This window comes from Chryseobacterium sp. JJR-5R (assembly GCF_034047335.1).
GTDB lineage: Bacteria > Bacteroidota > Bacteroidia > Flavobacteriales > Weeksellaceae > Chryseobacterium.
This window is the reverse complement of sequence record NZ_CP139137.1, coordinates 1,856,639-1,874,827: the sequence shown is the minus strand read 5'-3', so window position 1 is coordinate 1,874,827 and position 18,189 is coordinate 1,856,639. Positions and strand designations below refer to the sequence as shown.

Sequence of the window (18,189 nt, the reverse complement as noted above, 5' to 3'; positions counted from 1 at the left end):
CTCTGCTCCGGATTCCAGGAAATCCAATGACAACCATCATTACTAAGACTCCTGGACATATAAGTTTAAAATTTATTTTGATCTGAATAAAACGTTGATTTTTTTCTTCACCTCTTCATCAGGGCTTACCTTATAAAACTCTTCCAGTAAATCCAAACCGGTGGGTTTTTTAGGATATTGATTGTGCAGAAGAAAACTGTGAAGGGCAGCGTTTACTTTGTCTTCACCGATCAATTCGCTTAATTTCACCATGATTACCGAGCCTTTTGAATAAGAAATGTGCGTATTTTCACCGGTAACTTTATATAAAGGCTGGTTTTCTGACAAGCCTTTTTCATTGTCATAAATCTGCTGGTGCATATTTACCTTCTCTATCATTTTCTCTTTTCCGTGCATTTTTTTGTAAAGCATCATTTCGGTATACATGGCCAAGGTTTCGGTCAGCATTACTGCGCCTTCTCTGTCGTCGGGATCAATCCGGCTGTTTCCCCACCAGAGGTGCGAAAGTTCGTGTCCTGCAAGCTCATTGATGACATCCTGATTCTGATCTGCATGAATATTGGCGTGAAACAGCATGTCTTCCGTCATAAAAACAGAGGAAGGATAAGCGGTTGCTGCAAAACCTTTCGTGAAGGAAGAAATTTCTGCAAAGTTGACGGTTTTGAAAGGATACTTACCGAAATTTTGGTTGCAGTAATCTAAAGTGAGTTTCGCATTTTCAATCAGATGATTCACATTTTCCGGATGTTTTTGATTATAAAAAATATTGATGGTTATTCCTTTGTAAACGGTAGTTTTCGTTTGGTATTCTGCAGAAGAAACAGCGAAACGGAAAGGAACATTTTCAGCTTTATACCGGAAACAGGCTCTTTTATTTTTAACAAAATGTTGAATCAGATCTCCTGTTCCTACAGCGGTCTGGCCCTTTTCTGTGGAAATGGTCATATCAAGGTTGATGAAATCTTTTTTAAATACTTCAGGAGCTTCCAATTTTTTTAATTCCGATTGTTTCCCCAGTTTAAATTCTGTGCGTTTTCCTTCATCTTCAATTTCTTTGGACGCCTGATAACCGAACGTTGGAAAATACCGGCTGATTCTCATAAAAGATCCGTTTTCTATAATTGAATTGAATGAATCGTGACCATTAACTGCCGACCAATAATAGGAAATTTTAAAATCAAGATCTGCCGTTTCTCCGGGTTGCAAAGGTTTATGTAAAGAAATTTCAGTGATTTCCTGACCGATCTTCTTTGATTCGGAACCTGTGCGAAAAACTGCAGATTCAATGTTGAGATCCGGGTGGAAATTAATTAAAATCCTGGTAACAGGTTTATTGGCCTGATTGACCAATTTATATGTTCCGCTGATCTTATAGGATCTTTCAGACGGATAAAGCTGAATTTCAGTGATTACATCTGTAATCGTTGGCTGTGTGAGATTTTCATAGTGTTTGAATTTCCTTTCGTATTGAGCCGATTGTACTAATTTTTCATTTTCATTTTGTGGAATGTAGCCTTTCATAAAAAGGCTTCCTGTAAAGATTCCGAGAGATAATAAAATGACTGTGAAAATGATTTGTCTGACATTCCATTTTCTGGTTTTAATCGATTCATTCATCAGCCATAAAAAAGCTACCAGACCTAATCCGAATAAAAGCCTTTCTGCGAAAGCCGATTCATAGATTCCATATCCGTTAAAATCACTGTAAACGCCTTTATAATCTGAAAAAACCCTCAACAGCGGATAGGAAATGATCTTTTTTGATACCGGTCCTGCAAAAGTAAAACCCGCAAGAACAGAGACGCCCAGAGCGACAAACCGATTCTTGATATTGTCATTAATCAATAACATAAACGCTGAGAGAAGAATCAGCGGAAAAGCATTGAAAAGCACTGTTCCCCAATACGCATTCCAGTCAATATAAAAATAGTTGTAAATAAGCTGAAATACCAAACCTTCCAAAATCAAGACAGCCGTAAAGAAGAAAAGTAAAATACTGATGGAAAGAAAATGCCCGCTCAGTTTGCTTTTAGAAAAATAAGTGGATTTTTCAATCAGTGAGAATCCCGATGAATGGCTTCTCCAGTACAAATCGTTGATGAAATAAACAGCAATCAGCATCCCAAACAAATGGAAATTTTCCGAAATCGCAGACGACATCAAACCTGAACTTACATAGTTCTGGGGAAGGCGGATTCCTTTTTCGATTTCGGCGTACATTTCCATTCCGATAAAAAATAAAAGCAATATGGAAGCGGCAACAATGGTGATGCTTTTAAAAAGGTAAATGAGATCGATTTTCGCAAACGACAAAACGGACTTTATCCCGGCAGAAATTCCAAATCCTGATTCTGTGGTTGTAAACTGCCCTAAGGTATGATGAAAAGATACACCGGTTATCTGGTTTTTATTCCTGCTTCTACTTTTGTTTTGAGAAAGCATGGAGAATGAAAACAATCTGTAAGTCAATATCAAAAACAGCATTGAGATCATCAGAAAAATGATTCTGTTGATCAATAAGTAACCTGAAAAAGGAACAATCAATTCATTCTTCTGCTGAGCGGATAAGGTTCTTGCTTCAAAAAAGTAAGATGAGATTCCAAAAGGATCAATCAGTGCCGATAATTGCTGTGTTTCCAATGATTGCGGCAAGCTTCCTGCCATAAACGGCGAATTGGAAAACACCAGAATAATCATATACAAAACGTAAAGAAACAACCCGCCAACGACAACCAGAAGCTTTTTCTTCGTGGTAAACGAGATGAAAAACAAAAAACTGCATACTATGAAACAATTGATTCCTCCGAAGATCAAAAGAGGGTAGAAATAATGCCAGAAATTAAAATAAGGTTGGATTTCACTTCCTGTACGCAAATTTTGTCCGGTTACGAATCCGATCATTAAGAATGCAAAACTTAAGAAAGTCTGTAGAAAAAAAATAAGGAACTTCCCCTGTACATAAGTTCGTTTTGAAAATGGATACGAGAAAATAAGAATATCGAATTTTGAATCCCGGTCTTTAAAAAGAACCTGGCCGGCATAAATGACCGCAAAAAAGATAATGACCAGACTCAACAATCCCGTCATAAAACCAATGGTGTAAGGAGAATTTAAATAAATCCCTTCTCCAACCGTAAGATTGAACTGGTTTCCGCAAAAAATGCCGGTTAATATTAAAATTAAGGCAACAAGGTATGCAGGCCAGCGCTTGATGATGCGTTTGGCTTCGAATAAAAATAAAGCATTCATAACTAAGGTTTTTGAGTAAGCGTGTTAAAATAAACGTGCTCCAATAAAGGATTTACGGGCATAAAGTCAGGAAGCTGCTGTTCCGAAAATGCAGTGATATACAATTCTCTTTCAATTAATTGCTGACTGATGATTCTATAATTGGACTGATAACTTTCCAACTGGTCTTTATCTATAGCCTTTGACCAGATTTTGTTTTCCAGTTCAGCAATCAGTTCGTTTGGATTTCCCTGCCTGAGAAGTTTACCCTGATTGATAATGGCAACTTCTGAACAAAGATTCCGCACATCTTCAACCAGATGGGTCGAAAGAATGACAATCACATCTTTACTGATCTCATTGAGCAATGAATTGAAACGGTTTCGTTCTTCAGGGTCTAAACCGGCAGTCGGTTCGTCAACGATAATGATTTTAGGATTTCCCAGCAGGGCCTGTGCAACGCCGAAACGCTGTCTCATCCCTCCGGAAAAGGTATGAACCTCCTTGTTTTTAAAATCGGAAAGATTGACTTTTTCCAGCAGGTTTAAAATCTGGTGTTTCCTTTCGGAACTGTTTGTAATTCCTTTTAAAATGGCAATATGCTGCAAAAGATCGTAAGCCGATATTTTGGGATAAACGCCGAAATCCTGAGGGAGGAATCCGAGATTTTTTTTGATGCCATCCGGATTTTCAGAAATATCAGCGCCATTGAAGATGATATTTCCCGAAGTCGGCTTCTGCAGGCCTACGATGGTCTTCATTAAAGATGATTTTCCGGCTCCGTTAGGTCCCAATAAACCGAACATACCGTTTTCTATCTTTAAAGAAATGTCTTTAATGGCCTGAAAACCATTTTTGTAAGTGAGGTTTAGATTGTTGATGATTAAGGTGTTCATAAGATTGATTTTAGGTAACAGAAATCCTGGCAACGTTCCCATTGCTTTTCAGGTTGTATGTAAAAATGTTTATGGCAAAGCTTTTAAACTGAAAGTCACAAAAGCTTGCTGAAATCTTTAATTATTCTTCTTTGTACTCCAGAATATCTCCGGGCTGGCATTCCAACGCTTTACAGATTGCTTCCAGTGTATCGAAACGCACACCTTTTGCTTTTCCCGTTTTAAGAACGGAGAGGTTTACCGTACTGATGCCCAGTTTCTCTGCCAATTCTTTACTCTGCATTTTTCGTTTGGCAAGCATAACGTCTAAGTTGATGATAATTGGCATTTTTATATAAATAGATCTTGTTCGTTTTGTAAATGTAACCCCTGTTTAAAAATATTGGCAAGGAAAAAACAGAAAATTCCTAACATGAAATGGATGAAAACAAGTCCCCATATCATGCTTTCTACTTCCACAAAAAAACTTGTCGTAATGACAATAGGGAGCGGAAAGAAAATGTTATAGCTGTAAAATCTTTTAAGGTGTAATATATTTTCCGCGGTAAATAATTTCGACTGAAAGAAAACTTTGAACACCTTTGCTGACAACCAGAAAAAGATACCGTATGTTAATAAGACGAGTAAAAACGATAAGGTGATATAGGGATAATTGTTTTCGATGTTTAGAAATGGCTGTTCTGTAAAAGGATAATTAATATGCAGATACAGATCTTCCTTATAGGGAGTAACGGCAAAACCGGTTAACAGGCAAAATACCGAATAGATGAACGTAAGGAGATAGCCTGCCGATAATAAGATGCATAAATAATACAGCACCTTTGAAATGTTCTTACTGTGATTCATAAGATAATCAATTAATTTGTTAATGCAAATATATAATTAATTATCGTAAAACATTAATTAATTAATTAATTAAAAATTAAATTGATTTTATTGTGCTTTGACATTCAGGATGGGCAAGAACGGGCTGTCGTGTTCATATGATAATTGTTGCACTATATCAATGGAATCTCATTTTTTTACTAATATTCATACACAGGCTGTATTTATAGGCAGCAAAAAGCATTTGATGCATATGACGGTTAAGCCATCGCAGAATTACACTGATTTTTTATTACCAGTTTTCTGTTAATGATTACCTTGTTGCTGTTATTCCTGATCGTACAGGTTATTGGAAATTTGTGGAAATAAAAAAGCGGCGTCCCAAAAAACGACATTCATCATCCTGATGAATTTAACGGTTTTCATCCGTATATGTAAACTTTTCCAGCTGCCCTTTTTTATAGCAGTAAAATTCATATTCTGGCTTTTGGGTAACCGTGAACACTTTTTCCAGATGGATGCGGTCATAATGTTCTTCAAGATGGTAATAATTTTGCTTTAGCAGAGCAGGAAGTTCTTCCGGCTGTACCGGCCTTTCCACTTCGAACCCGTCGTCAAAAGCAAACTCAATGACAAAATCCGTGTTTCTCCAAGAAATGACAGATTCGGTTTCATGATTACGGCTGATCCTGGAAACGGAAATCTTATCCCGGGCAATAATCTTTTCTACCGTTCCTGCCATAAGAATCATGCCTGCAGACACCATGGCTCCGTAACCGATTTTCCGAAACAGGGCCTCACTTAAGTAAGGCAGGATATATTTAACGGTATAGGAAGAAATAACTGTTGCCGCAGCAATTGTTAAGCCCAGCCACAAGGCTGTTTTGGAATATAGGCCGATCGTGATGTAGATAATGAGCTTAATGAAATGCAGAACTATTTCATTAGCCGCACGGGTAGCTATAATTTCCTCCTTGCTCAATCCGTATTTCAGGTAAAAGCGGTTGAAAAGCAGGCCGATTGCCCCTGTAATCCCTGAAACAAAACCTGCAAAAAAGCCAAGGATGATCAGTAAGAATTTGGGATATTTTCCGTTTTCTGCAATTTTTCCGGATCTGAATAATTCCGGAAGGTTTAAAATCAAAAAAAAGGCAACGATCAGCTGCAGATAATCCGGGTTGACAAATTTGATGAGCCAGGCTCCCAGCACTACTGCAGGAATTGAAAAAGGAACAAACCACAGGAAGATGGGCCATTTAATGTGTTTTCTGAAGACGGCTATTCTTGAAGCTGAGCCGGCAAAGGTTCCGACGGTCAGTGAAAAAGGGACCACGGAACCCGGAAGAATCAGATTCAGGATGGGGATCAAAAGCAGGCTGGCGCCGCCTCCGCAGATGGCACTCACCCAGAAGGCAATAATGGTTCCCATAAAAAGGAGGATACTATGGAGAAGCATCGATTATATGGATTAAAAATTCTTTATGAAGCCGATCCCGGCATTCCCATTCTGATAATACGGCATAATCACCGTATGGGAATTTTTATTTTTCCCTGTCAGGAGGCTGTTGATTTTCGGGTACAGCCAGTAAGAAAGTTCAGTAGATAAAATACCGACTCCCGCGCCTGCAACCACATCTCCCAGCCAATGCTTATTGTTGAGCATCCTGTATACCCCGGTGAAGACCGCGAAGGAATATCCGGAAATACCCAATAAGAAGTCCGTATCCTTATATTCACGAAACATAAATTGTGCGGAGGCAAAAGCTACCGCTGTATGACCGGATGGAAACGACAGGTTGTTGGATCGGTCCGGCCTTTCTTCCTTTACGGTATTTTTTACAGGGAACGTAACTGCCGTGGTGATCAGCAAAGAAGTTCCGTAGATGATGCTCCGGTCCTGCAGGTTATGCTTTCCCTGTATACCCATTGCATTTAGGCCGTATACCAGCGCTGCAGGGGCAAATTGGGTATAATTATCCAGCCTGATATGGTCCGGCTGATGTTCGCTTATTTCAAACCGGGTAGATTCATTTAAGTTTTTCAGGCTCCTGATGCTTAAAGCTGCGGCACCATAAGAGATAAAAACGGCCGGTACGATCATTTTTTTATAGCTCAACCTGTATACAGGATCCTGAAGATTATTTTTTAAAGGAGAGACGGAATCCTGCAACCGGGTATTGGCAAGGCTGTCCTGTGCGCATAGATTCTGAATGCACGTGGTAAATATGAGCAAACTGATGAATACTGTTTTCATATAAAAAAGGTTAACGTTAAATAATTATGACGTAAAGCCGGTACCTGATGTAATTTATTTCTGAAGCATGCTCCTGAAGGCGGGTTAATGCACTTTCATTTTCCCGTTTTTAAATCTCTCACTGGCGGTCTGGTAAAAGGATATCGTTTCCTTTACAAGATCATCATTTTTATAGTTCACTTCAGACAATGACCGGTCTTTGCCTGATACCGTAAATTGTTTAATCTGCTTTCGGTCGTTGATCTGGGTAAACAGATTATTCTTCAGCATACCCAATGTCCTGTAATTACCGATAAAGGCCCTTTCCTGCCCTGTACCCATCTGGTTAATATCTTTGCCGTACAGGCTGGTGTTATAGTTCCAGTGCAGATAACCGAATAAAGTCGGCATCAGATCGATCTGAGAGGCCAGCCGGTTAATTTCCCCAGGCTTTTCCCCGCTGTTGTAGATAATGGCCGGTATATGGTGCCGGGCAATATTAATTTCCCACCTTCCGGCACTGCTGGCACAGTGGTCTGCCACAATAACGAAAACTGTATTTTTAAACCAGGCTTTCTTTTTCGCGGCGGCAATAAATTTCCCTAAAGCATAATCGGTGTACTGTACAGCTGCATTCCTGTCCCCCTGCGGGAGGCTGATTTTTCCGGAAGGGAAAGTATAAGGCTTATGATTGGAAGTGGTCATGACAAACTGAAAAAACGGTTTGTTCTCCCTGCTGCTTTTATCAGCATATTTTACAGACTGCCTGTAAAGATCTTCATCGCAGATTCCCCACGCATTTTCAAAACTTACTTCACTGTCTGGAATAGCAAATCTTGCAGTTCTGATACCGTCAGAGAGCGGGTTTCCCCGGTTGCGGTCCACAATATCAAAGCCCTGGCCACCAAAGAAATTATTCATATTGTCAAAATAGCCGTCCCCACCATAGATAAAATAGGGTTGGTAACGTTTTTCTTCCAGGACTGTAGCAATGGAAAACAGATGCCCGTTATCCGGCCTCCTGACGATGCTGTTGCCGGGTGTTGGCGGGATGCACAGTGTAAGCGCTTCCATTCCCCTGACGGTTCGCGTGCCGGTTGCATACAGATTGGTGAAGAAAATACTTTCCCCGGCCAGCCGGTCATAGTTCGGCGTAAGATGGTCCCTGTTGCCGAAAGCAGCAAGAAAATCAGCACTAAAGCTTTCAATAGCGATTAAAATAATATTGGGCTTCTTTTCGCTGCCGCTGCCTTTGGTAAACCTTGAAAGATCGTCAGAATTTTGTGTGGCGTATCGCTGGTTTGCCTGTAACAGGTCCTTCTTAACCAGCGAAAATGCTTCCTTATGGGAAAGCTTCGGGTAAAACACATCATAATCCAGTTCATTTGACCGGAATGCAGAAATAAATGAAAATGCACCGTTTTTCCCGAGTTCGTTAACGACCAGGTTATTGCTAAAATCGGCCTGCTTGTTATTTAATAAAACACTCAGAAGCCCGGTTACCAGTACAACAGGGAAAAAGTATAACGATCTTCTGGAAAATGGAATTTTATCCGTAAAAGCCCTGTGGAAAACCCTGAGCCTGAATAAAGCGAAGAAGGTAACCACAACCAAGCCCGCCAGTACTGAAACAATGAGCGGCAATGGATAAGACTGGTTGATATTTTCCACTACCTCATAGGTGTAAATAAGATAATCAACAGCGATAAAATTAAATCTTACCCCAAATTCATCCCAGAAAGGGATTTCCGCTAGTAAGCTGAAATACATAATCATAAAAAGCAGGAAGAAATAAAAAAAGGTAAAGGCTTTATCAAACAGAGACCCTGTAAACCTCCTGGGTAACAGAAAGAGGTAAATTCCGTATACCGACAGGTAAAACAGTCCCATCATCAGATCAAAAAGGGGCCCCGTTGAAAATGCACGGATGATATACATTACGTTCAATTCTGCATTTTTGCACGACCATACCAAAAACAGGGTTCTTATAACCAGGCATAAAATCAGATAAAGCGCCAGGATACTGAAAAAGGCTGAAAACCTTCCGTGAATAAGTTGATCGTACGATTTCCGGATATTTGATTTTGTAATCATATTTCTGCTTAATTAAAAAGCAAAGAAATGATCCCAATTTTGAATATATTTAGAATTTACAGGATAATGGTAAAAATATGCCTGCTATTTTCAAACCGGTAATCTATATCCCACTTATGGAACAGACAGATTTCTTTGATGATGGCCAGGCCTAAGCCCGTTCCGGTTCCTGAGGCACTGCCCGAAAATCTTTTGAACAGCTGCTGCCGGTCCAGCGGCTCATTCCCTGTGTTGGATACCTGGAGCAGGCCTTCCCTCAAAGTTACAGAGACATAACCGCCGCCTGCCGTATACCGGATGGAATTCATCAGCAGATTGGTAATGAGTATTTCCGTTAAATCAGCATTTCCCTGGGTGTGGATTTCAGGATAGATATCAGACCGGACCTGTATGTTTTTTTGGTTGAAGTGCTCTGCCAGAAGATGAATGCCCTGCCCTGCCAAGAGGTTGAGCCGTACTGTTTCTGACCTATCAAACTGGCTGTTGTCTATTTTTGCCAGCAACAAGAGGTTTTTATTGATCCTTGAGCTGCGTGACAGTGCTTTGTGTATATCTTCCGCAATATGGTACTGATCCCTGGTGAGGTCTTTGTTCTGCATCAGCACATCAAGTTTCTGCCTGATAATGGCCAGGGGCGTCTGCAGTTCATGGGAGGCATTTTCCGTAAAATCCTTCTGCAGCCTGAATGCAGAAATATTCTGTGCAATAAGTGCGTGTAAAGACTGGTGCAGTTCTTCAAATTCCAGGGTATCTGTTTTTTCAAAAACCGGACTCTGCTGATGGTTAAGGTTAAAACCTTTCAGATTTTCCAAAGTCTGGCGGAAGGGTTTCCAGACGCTTTCGGAAAGTCTCCTGTTGAGTATTAAAAGGCCCAGTACGATCATAACAAAGAAAAAAACGGTAGTGAGCGCAATCACGGCTATAGTTTCTTCTGTTTCCTCAATATTTGTCTGTACCATAAAGACAAAGGGCCTGCCGTTTAAATAGACTACGGTCTCCAATCTTCGGTAACGCTCAATTTCCGGTTCCGCGGCAAAAGGCTTCGTTTTTTCGGTAGTGGAATAGATATCCTGCTGCGGGGGATTGCCTTTTATCTCTTTAATATCGGTCTCAGGCTGTATGCGGTTCCAGAGCGCTATGCTTTTCTTAAGTTCTTCGTCCGTAAGTTTTAAATGGTTGAACTCATAAGCTGTTTTCTGGGCGATGGTTTTATTATGTTCATCAAGTTCAGCCTTCCAGATCTGGTCAATTACCTGGTAATATACGGGGATGCTGATGACCAGAATAATCAGGACATAGACAAGGAAAGGCCTGGTGGTCTTGCTTAACAGGGGTTTCAATACATAATAATTTAATGATGAATAATGAATGAATGATGTTTAATTTTCAGCAGTTTCAATCCATTTATAGCCGGTGCCGTAAACTGTTTTCAGGTAATGCCTGCAACCTGAATCATAAAGCTTTTTCTTCAGGTTTTTTACATGGGCATACACAAAGTCATGGCTGTCCAGCATATCAGCCAGGTCACCTGAAAGATGTTCAGCCAGTGTACTTTTGGAAATTACTTTATTCTTGTTGCCAATGAAATAGATAAGCAGGTCAAATTCTTTTTTGGTAAGGCTTACCGGCTGATTATCAATAAATACCGTTTTGGCAAGAATATCAACCTGCAGTTCATCCTGCCTGACAATATTGGCATTATTAAAATTCCTCCTGCGAATGATGGAATAAATTCTGGCCATCAGTTCAGATAAATGAAAAGGCTTCGTGAGGTAATCATCAGCCCCCATTTTTAAGCCGCTGATCCTGTCTTCCAAGGCATTTTTCGCGGAAACAATAATAACGCCATCCTGTTTTTCCTGCTTTTTAAGTTCTTCCAGGATCTTTAGCCCGTTCCCGTCAGGAAGCATAAGGTCCAGCACAATACAATCATACTCAAACACGTCAATCTTATCCATTGCATTTGAAAACGTTGAAGCGAACTCGCATAGGTATTCCTCACCCGAAAGATATTCTGCGATACTGGCTGCCAGTTCAATTTCATCTTCAATAATTAGAATTTTCATGATATAAAGGTAAACCATTCAGCTGATTTATTGTATGCCTCCCGATTGAAATCATTCAATACATAACAGGGTTGCCGGGATTCCGTTCCAGTGGAAAATAAAAAACGGAAAATAAACCAGCTTACCGGTCTTTAAACGTTAAGCCTCATTTCGCTTTGATACAGGATTTGGTATCCCTGCTTTTGCCGGTTCCAGATGCTTGCCCGTTAATAATAAAGATCATTTTTCTTTAAATATTCAATCAATTCTTTCGGACGATCGGTCTGGATGATATTTACCCCTTTATTGATGTACCAATCATACACATCTGCATTTTCCAGTACCAGATCATCGTTGTTCCCTGCATTGTGATGGGGCCATAAAGAGTTTACCCAGATTTTAATTTTTTTATTCCTCAGCTTTTTAAAATCAATCAGGTTCTTTTCCGTCATCCCCACGGTAAATTCAAAACCGTACACTCTGTAACTGCGCATGTAATTTTCAATTTTTTTGAGATCTTCGCTGTTACCCAGCTTTATAATCGGCATGTAGTGAATCTCATTTTTGATGCCGCCATATTTTTGGTTGAATTCTGCGTAAGATTCATGTCCTTTAAATAAGATCTGATCAAGCATATTGCGTTTTTTCACCAACGGGTAAACCTGTTTGATATAATCAAAACCTTTATCCAGATTCAAAAGGATCTTTCCGTCAGAAATTTCCAGAATTTCCTGTAATGTAGGGACTTTCATCTGGGTTTCCACCCCCAGTCCGTCCCTCAGGTTAAACTTTTTAATTTCGGACAATGTAAAATCAGATGGTTTTCCTTTTCCCGTTGTGGTTCTGTCTATGGTATTGTCATGCATGAGGACAAGAACGCTGTCTTTGGTCATGGCAAGATCTATTTCGGCCATATCAACGCCTTTTTCAATAGCTTTTTTTACTGCCCATACCGAATTTTCCGGAGCTTCCCGCCAGTCGCCACGGTGGGCAACCACCATTACCCTGTCATCAGGAAATTCAGATAGGGAAACTTTTTTAATCTGTGCCTGGAAAAATGATGAAGCTGCAATAAACAGCAGCAAAAGTAATTTATGATTTTGCATATCTTCTTGATTTTTTTAATAAAGTCCCGACCCGGGAAGGCAGATCTGAAAAAATTTATACTGACGGCCCGGGAAGGATTCTTTTAGGTTTAAATAGTTTTGAAATTTAATTTTTTAAAATGGATGTCAAATTTTTCAGTATCCCGGATTCTGTTTAATTGCAGGATCTGTATTGATCTGGCCCTGCGGAACCGGCATCAACAGGTGGTGCGCGTCAATTTGTGCCGTACTGTAGCCCTGATTGCCGGTAAAATGTGCTTTCATCACCGGGATGGCTTTTCCGGTTCTCAGCAGGTCAAACCATCGGTGCCCTTCCCCTACAAATTCCAGCCTTCTTTCATGGTCGATCTCATTAAGCAAAAGTTCTTTGGTGAAGAGATTCACATTGGGAATCCCGGCCCTGGTTTTTATTTTATTCAAATATAAATTGGCATTGGGGTAATCATTCTGTTCAGCATAGCATTCTGCCTTCATCAGAAAAATATCGGCTAATCTCAGGACCACGAAATTGCTTCCGCCATCCGCAATGGTATTGGATGTTTTTACCAGTTTTTTACTGTAAGGGATTCCGCTCGAAGTGAGCCCTATGTACGCCGGACGCCTTGTGTCTCCCGCTGTGTAAAGATTATATACTTCTTTAGTCGGCAGATTGTGCCCTTTTGCCCCGGAAACCGATCCGGAAGGGCTGAACATCTGGAAGGCCGTGCTTCCTTCCGAATTTCCGTTTAATCCTGAGGCAAACTGCACATCGAAAATAATTTCATTATTGTTTTTGTTGGCAACGTCAAAGATTTTGGTAACATCCGTTAAAAGCTGATACCCTAAAGATTCCACCTGATTTAAATAGGTTAAAGATTCCGTAAATTTCTTCTGGGTCAACAGTACTTTGCCCAAAATCCCCAGAGCGGCCCCTTTCGTTACCCTGCCCTTCTGCGTTGCAGCTGCCGGTAAAAGATCAATGGATTCCTTCAAATCGGCTTCTATCGCTGAATATACTTCTGCAACGGGAGTTCGCGGCTGACCAAAATATTCGTTGACATTGGTCGTCTCCTTCAAAACCAACGGAATATCGCCAAATGTCCTGACCAGATTAAAATACATCAGTGCCCTAAGAAACTTCATTTCACCAATTCTTGTATTCCTCAGTGCGTCTGTCATGTCAGGAATTCCCTTAATTCTTGTCAGAATAATATTTGCCTGCTGGATTCCGATATAATTATCCTTCCAGGCACTGGCAATCAGGCTGTTATTCGGCTGAATGGTGAAAAAATCCAGCTCACCGTATGTAAAGGCATCATTGGCGGGAACCTCATCATAGGTATTATCTGAAGGCAATTCTCCCAAAGCAGGCATCCCCAACTGATATTGGCCTGTATACTGAAGAGCGCCATACACGGAAATGATACCCTGCTCAATTTCTGTGGAATTGGTATAGAATTGTGAAGAAACTTTCTGCGCTTCAGGGTTCACATCCAAAAGGTCAGATGAGCAGGAACAGATGATTGAAAGACTGAATACTGTAATGAATATTTTTTTCATGATTTTAAAATTTAAGATTAAAGCCCATAGAATAAATTTTAGCCACCGGATAATACGCCTGATCGAAACCCTGTGTAAGAACATTGTCAGAGGTCGCATCGATGTTCATTCCTTTATATTTTGAGAGGGTGATAATATTGTTTCCCACAAGGTATATCTGTGCGTTTTCGATACCGATGTTTTTAAGCATTGACTGTGATAAGTTGAATGCCAGACGAAGCGATCTCAATCTCACATAATCGGCATTTTTGAAATAAAGATTGGATGTTCTTGCTTCTTTTCTATTGTTTGAAAAATTCATATTGGGCATTCCGAAAAAACCTTCCGGATTGCTTACCGCATTGTATCTGTTGTCAAAATAATACTGTGACGCCATTCCAAATCCTTCACCGGATTCTAAAGTAGTGACTGCATCTGCATTGTAGATTTTCTTCCCGATTTCGCTGTATAAAGAGAAGCTTAATTCAAAATTTCCGTACCTGAAATTGTTATTAAATCCAATGATATATTTTGGAACTCCGCTTCCGAAACTTCTTTTATCATTCACATCAATTCTGCCGTCATTATTTAAATCTTCCATAATGTAATCTCCCACCAATGTTCCGGTGATATGAGGCGAACTGCTGATCTCTGCCTGGTTTTTATAGATTCCGATGATGTTGTATCCATACATTTCTCCAATGGAACCGCCGACTTTGGTAATGGAGAAATTATTTTCTCCGGTAATAATCTGGTTCTGGCCGTTGGCCAGGGCTAAAACTTCATTTTTATTGGCTGAAAAATTGAAACTTCCCGAATAGGTAAAATCTTTAGCGATAGTAAAGGTTTTTGAAGCAATCTGCAGTTCAAAACCGGAATTTTTTATTTTCCCGATATTCTGAAGCGAGGTGCTGAAGCCCGATTGTTGTGGAACGGGGACATCCAGTAATAAACCGTCCCTGTTCAGGATGTAATAATCCGCAGAGATATTCAACGTATTTTTAAACAGGGAAAAATCGATTCCGAAGTTATTTGATCTTGATTTTTCCCATGAGATGTTCGGATTGGGAGCAGTAGCCGTGGCATAGCCCGGTGCTAAGATCCCTCCAAAAGAATAATTCTCCTGATTCATTAAAGAAAGCGCCCCGAAATTCGGGATCTGGTTGTTTCCGTTGCTTCCCAGGCTGTATCTCAGCTTCAGATCGGTCACCAGATCGTTTTCAGGAAAGAAATTTTCATTGCTTACCGTCCAGCCTGCAGAAAAGGCATAGAAATCCCCCCATTTTGAGTTTTTCCCAAAGCGTGAAGAGCCGTCTCTGCGGTAGGAAGCCATCAGATTGTATTTATTGTCATAGGTATAGTTTACCCTGCTGAAATAGGATAGCAATCGCCATTTGTACTGTGTAAGTGTATTTTTAAAAGCCGTCCCGCCCGCAATGTTCCTGATGCTGTTGTCCGGAAATGCCGTTGCCTCCGTAAAAAGCTGCGTATTGTCTTCCTGCTGAAAAGACTGTCCGCCAATCGCGTCTATTCTGTGGGCACCCCATTTTCTGTCGTAAGAAAGCAGGTTTTCAATCAAATAATTTTTACGGGTATACTGTGTCCTGTTGGCAAAGGTAACATCCGGTGCAGCAGCCCTGTATGCGCCTACCGTAGAGGGGTCGAAAAAATTATATTCGTAGCTTGAATAGTCGCCACCTGCGGAAAATCTGTATTTCAGGCCTTTCAGTACTTCAAGTTCCGTAAAAATATTTCCGAAGGTTTTAAATAAAGTATACTTCCGGTTCGTCATTTCCTGTACAGCAACCGGATTTTCTACCAAAGCTCCGTCTGTTGCAGTGTTTCCTAAAATCTGCTGGGAAATGGCTAAACTTCCGTCATCATTATAGACTTTGAAAAAAGGATACATGGTTGTAGCCATCTGCACCGGATTATAGCTTCTTGAATTCCCTGCATTGATGGTTCCTGTTGCATAAGACGGCGTCATGGTGACCCCGACTTTCCATTTTTCGGTAAGATCCGTTGATAAGTTGATGCTGGTAGAAAATTTTTCGTAACCGGTACCGATTACCAGCCCTTTTTGGTTAAAATAACTGGTGGTGAACGCATATTTGCTTTTATCGCTTCCTCCGGTAATATTCAGAGAAGTCTGGCTGATGGGTGCGGGTTTCATCACGGTATTCAACCAGTCGGTATCGGTTAAACCCGGTTGTTTTGCCAGATACGGCGCTAAGTAATCAGGGATTAATTCTCTTAAAGACGCTCCTTTACTCTTTCTTACGGCCGTATCATCATCAATGCTTCTGTTGGCTCCTTTAGAAAGATAATTGTTGTCCCGGGCTTCTTTCAGAAAAGTGGCCATATCATAGGCATTGACCAGTTTTACGTTATCGCTTCTCATCTGCATTCCGTAATAAGAATCGAAGGAAACATTCATTCTTCCTTTTTGTCCCTGCTTGGTTTCAATAATGATGACGCCGTTTGCTCCTCTTGAACCGTAGATTGCGGCAGAAGCCGCATCTTTCAGAATATCAATTTTTGCAATAGAATTAGGATCGATGGCATTTAAATTTGAACCTTCCGTCAAAGGAAGTCCATCTACCACGATTAAAGGATTCGAGCCTGCCGTTAAAGTTCCGATTCCTCTTATCCGGATCGATGTTGCGCCTCCCGGATTTGCATTTGCCTGGGTAATCTGTACTCCGGTTACTTTTCCCGCGATTATGTCACCAAAGTTGCCGGAAGCAATTCCTTTCATCTGCTTTTCATCAATGGAAGAAATAGACCCCGAATTGTTTTTCCTGCTCTGTTTTCCGTAGCCAACCAATACCACCTCGTCAATTGTCTTTTCTCTGGATTTTGCGGTGTCTTTTACCATAGCTGCGTCACCCAGCGACTGAATTGCTTTCTCACGCCCGATTCTGGCAGCCATTCCCGGATTGAGACGGACGGTTACTGTTTTCTGGTTTACGTTAAAATCAAGACCCGCATTTTTTTTCAGGTAATCCAAAGAAGCTGTTAGCGACTGATAATTAACAGCGGAATCATCCACCTGGATATCTTTAAGGTCTGAAACAGAATAAAAGAATTTCACGCCGTGCGTCCTTGAAAGTTTCTCGAAAACTTTGATTAAAGATGTTTTCCGTTGATTCACGGATTGTTGAAAACATTTGTTAGCCTCTGCGAAGGACAATTGTGGTGCACACAAAAGCCCCAACAACATCATGCTAATTGTTGTTTTTTTCATAGCTTTGCTTAAAATTAGTTGTTATTTGACTGGTTTTTATCCAATGCATCGGTAACCCCCATTACCGTTGCATTATTTTTTCAGGATGATCCTGTTTTCAGATTTTTTTACGGTTCTCAGATTAAATGGGAAACTCACGGTCTGAAGCACCTTATCCAGGTTTCCGGTAATGTCTCCGTCAATGATATTATTTTTGAATTCTGCCGGATAATCTATGGTAATATGATATGTTTTTTCCAGTTTTGATACCGCTTCACTAAATTTCACATCATTAAAGTCAAACTTCCTTTCCACATCCAGGTCATAGAAATGCTTTTCAATTCCGTCTTTGCCGGCAAACCAAGTTTCTTTAGGCAAAAGATAGGTTGTATGGCCTTTGTATTCTACCTTTACCTTTCCTTCCTGCAGATAAACTCTGTTATTTTCCTTTTGATCCAGCGTAAACCGGGTGCCTAACACCTGAACTTTAAAACCTTTGGCATCAACAATAAAGGGCAGGTTTTTATTTTTTGCCACGCTGAAAAACGCCTTTCCCGTAAAGGAGACCCTTCTGGTTTTTGACCCGAAATCTTGTGCGAGCTTCAGTTCGCTTTGAGGTTCAAGAATAATGGTTGTCCCGTCCGGTAAAACAAAGTTTTTCTTTTCGTTTGAAGTGTGAAAAACAATTTCTTTCCGTACCGGAGAGGACTTTTCATTTCCAGGAAAATATAACCCTGTAATGATGAATAGCGGCACAAGTACCGCTGCAACGGCCAGGAATTTCCCCCTGTTTCTTCTAAGCTGAATTCTCCGCTCCAGGCCTTTCCGGATTCTTTGGTCTGCTGCGTGCGCCATTGTACGGTTTTCTCTGCTTACCGCTTTCCACTGGTTTTCAAAATCCATTGTATTCTTTGGTCTTTATAAGAGAATACGCAGGAGCATTGAAATCGTCAACCTGTATTTTTTTCATTTAATGATTTGTTCATACACGTTAATATTACATTCAAATTAAGAAAGT

General features: G+C 40.5%; 13 protein-coding genes. All 13 read right to left on the bottom strand.

The genetic code is table 11. From position 1 onward, the window contains the following. Nucleotides 1-72: 72 nt before the first annotated feature. The 13 genes from SD427_RS08465 to SD427_RS08405 all read right to left on the bottom strand — a co-directional run bounded on the left by SD427_RS08465 (nt 73) and on the right by SD427_RS08405 (nt 18,074). On the bottom strand, nt 73-3,249 hold the full coding sequence (locus SD427_RS08465; RefSeq protein WP_320560839.1) for a M1 family aminopeptidase: 3,177 nt from the start codon (nt 3,247-3,249) through the stop codon (nt 73-75). Nucleotides 3,250-3,251: 2 nt separating this feature from the next. Continuing rightward, nucleotides 3,252-4,124, bottom strand: a complete 873-nt coding sequence (locus SD427_RS08460) for an ABC transporter ATP-binding protein (protein ID WP_320560838.1) — start codon at nt 4,122-4,124, stop codon at nt 3,252-3,254. A 121-nt stretch (nt 4,125-4,245) separates the two neighbouring features. Beyond that, complete coding sequence (locus SD427_RS08455) at nt 4,246-4,452, bottom strand: helix-turn-helix domain-containing protein (protein WP_034966009.1); 207 nt, start codon at nt 4,450-4,452, stop codon at nt 4,246-4,248. A 2-nt stretch (nt 4,453-4,454) separates the two neighbouring features. Next, nucleotides 4,455-4,970, bottom strand: a complete 516-nt coding sequence (locus SD427_RS08450) for a DUF2975 domain-containing protein (protein ID WP_320560837.1) — start codon at nt 4,968-4,970, stop codon at nt 4,455-4,457. Nucleotides 4,971-5,361: 391 nt separating this feature from the next. Beyond that, on the bottom strand, nt 5,362-6,405 hold the full coding sequence (locus SD427_RS08445; protein ID WP_320560836.1) for a sulfite exporter TauE/SafE family protein: 1,044 nt from the start codon (nt 6,403-6,405) through the stop codon (nt 5,362-5,364). Nucleotides 6,406-6,417: 12 nt separating this feature from the next. Further along, complete coding sequence (locus SD427_RS08440; protein WP_320560835.1) at nt 6,418-7,203, bottom strand: phosphatase PAP2 family protein; 786 nt, start codon at nt 7,201-7,203, stop codon at nt 6,418-6,420. An 84-nt stretch (nt 7,204-7,287) separates the two neighbouring features. After that, complete coding sequence (locus tag SD427_RS08435; protein ID WP_320560834.1) at nt 7,288-9,276, bottom strand: LTA synthase family protein; 1,989 nt, start codon at nt 9,274-9,276, stop codon at nt 7,288-7,290. Between the two features lie 56 nt (nt 9,277-9,332). Next, entirely contained in the window at nt 9,333-10,616 is a 1,284-nt protein-coding gene (locus tag SD427_RS08430) for a HAMP domain-containing sensor histidine kinase (protein WP_320560833.1), read from the bottom strand. A gap of 39 nt (nt 10,617-10,655) precedes the next feature. Then, nucleotides 10,656-11,342, bottom strand: coding sequence for a response regulator transcription factor (locus SD427_RS08425; protein ID WP_320560832.1), 687 nt, complete (start codon nt 11,340-11,342; stop codon nt 10,656-10,658). Nucleotides 11,343-11,548: 206 nt separating this feature from the next. Then, nucleotides 11,549-12,427, bottom strand: a complete 879-nt coding sequence (locus SD427_RS08420) for a glycerophosphodiester phosphodiesterase family protein (protein WP_320560831.1) — start codon at nt 12,425-12,427, stop codon at nt 11,549-11,551. Between the two features lie 135 nt (nt 12,428-12,562). Next, complete coding sequence (locus SD427_RS08415) at nt 12,563-13,966, bottom strand: RagB/SusD family nutrient uptake outer membrane protein (protein WP_320560830.1); 1,404 nt, start codon at nt 13,964-13,966, stop codon at nt 12,563-12,565. Nucleotides 13,967-13,970: 4 nt separating this feature from the next. Further along, nucleotides 13,971-17,192 (bottom strand): SusC/RagA family TonB-linked outer membrane protein, encoded by a 3,222-nt coding sequence (locus SD427_RS08410; RefSeq protein ID WP_320560829.1) that lies wholly within the window; start codon nt 17,190-17,192, stop codon nt 13,971-13,973. A 72-nt stretch (nt 17,193-17,264) separates the two neighbouring features. Continuing rightward, entirely contained in the window at nt 17,265-18,074 is an 810-nt protein-coding gene (locus SD427_RS08405; protein ID WP_320560828.1) for a FecR family protein, read from the bottom strand. Nucleotides 18,075-18,189: the final 115 nt, after the last annotated feature.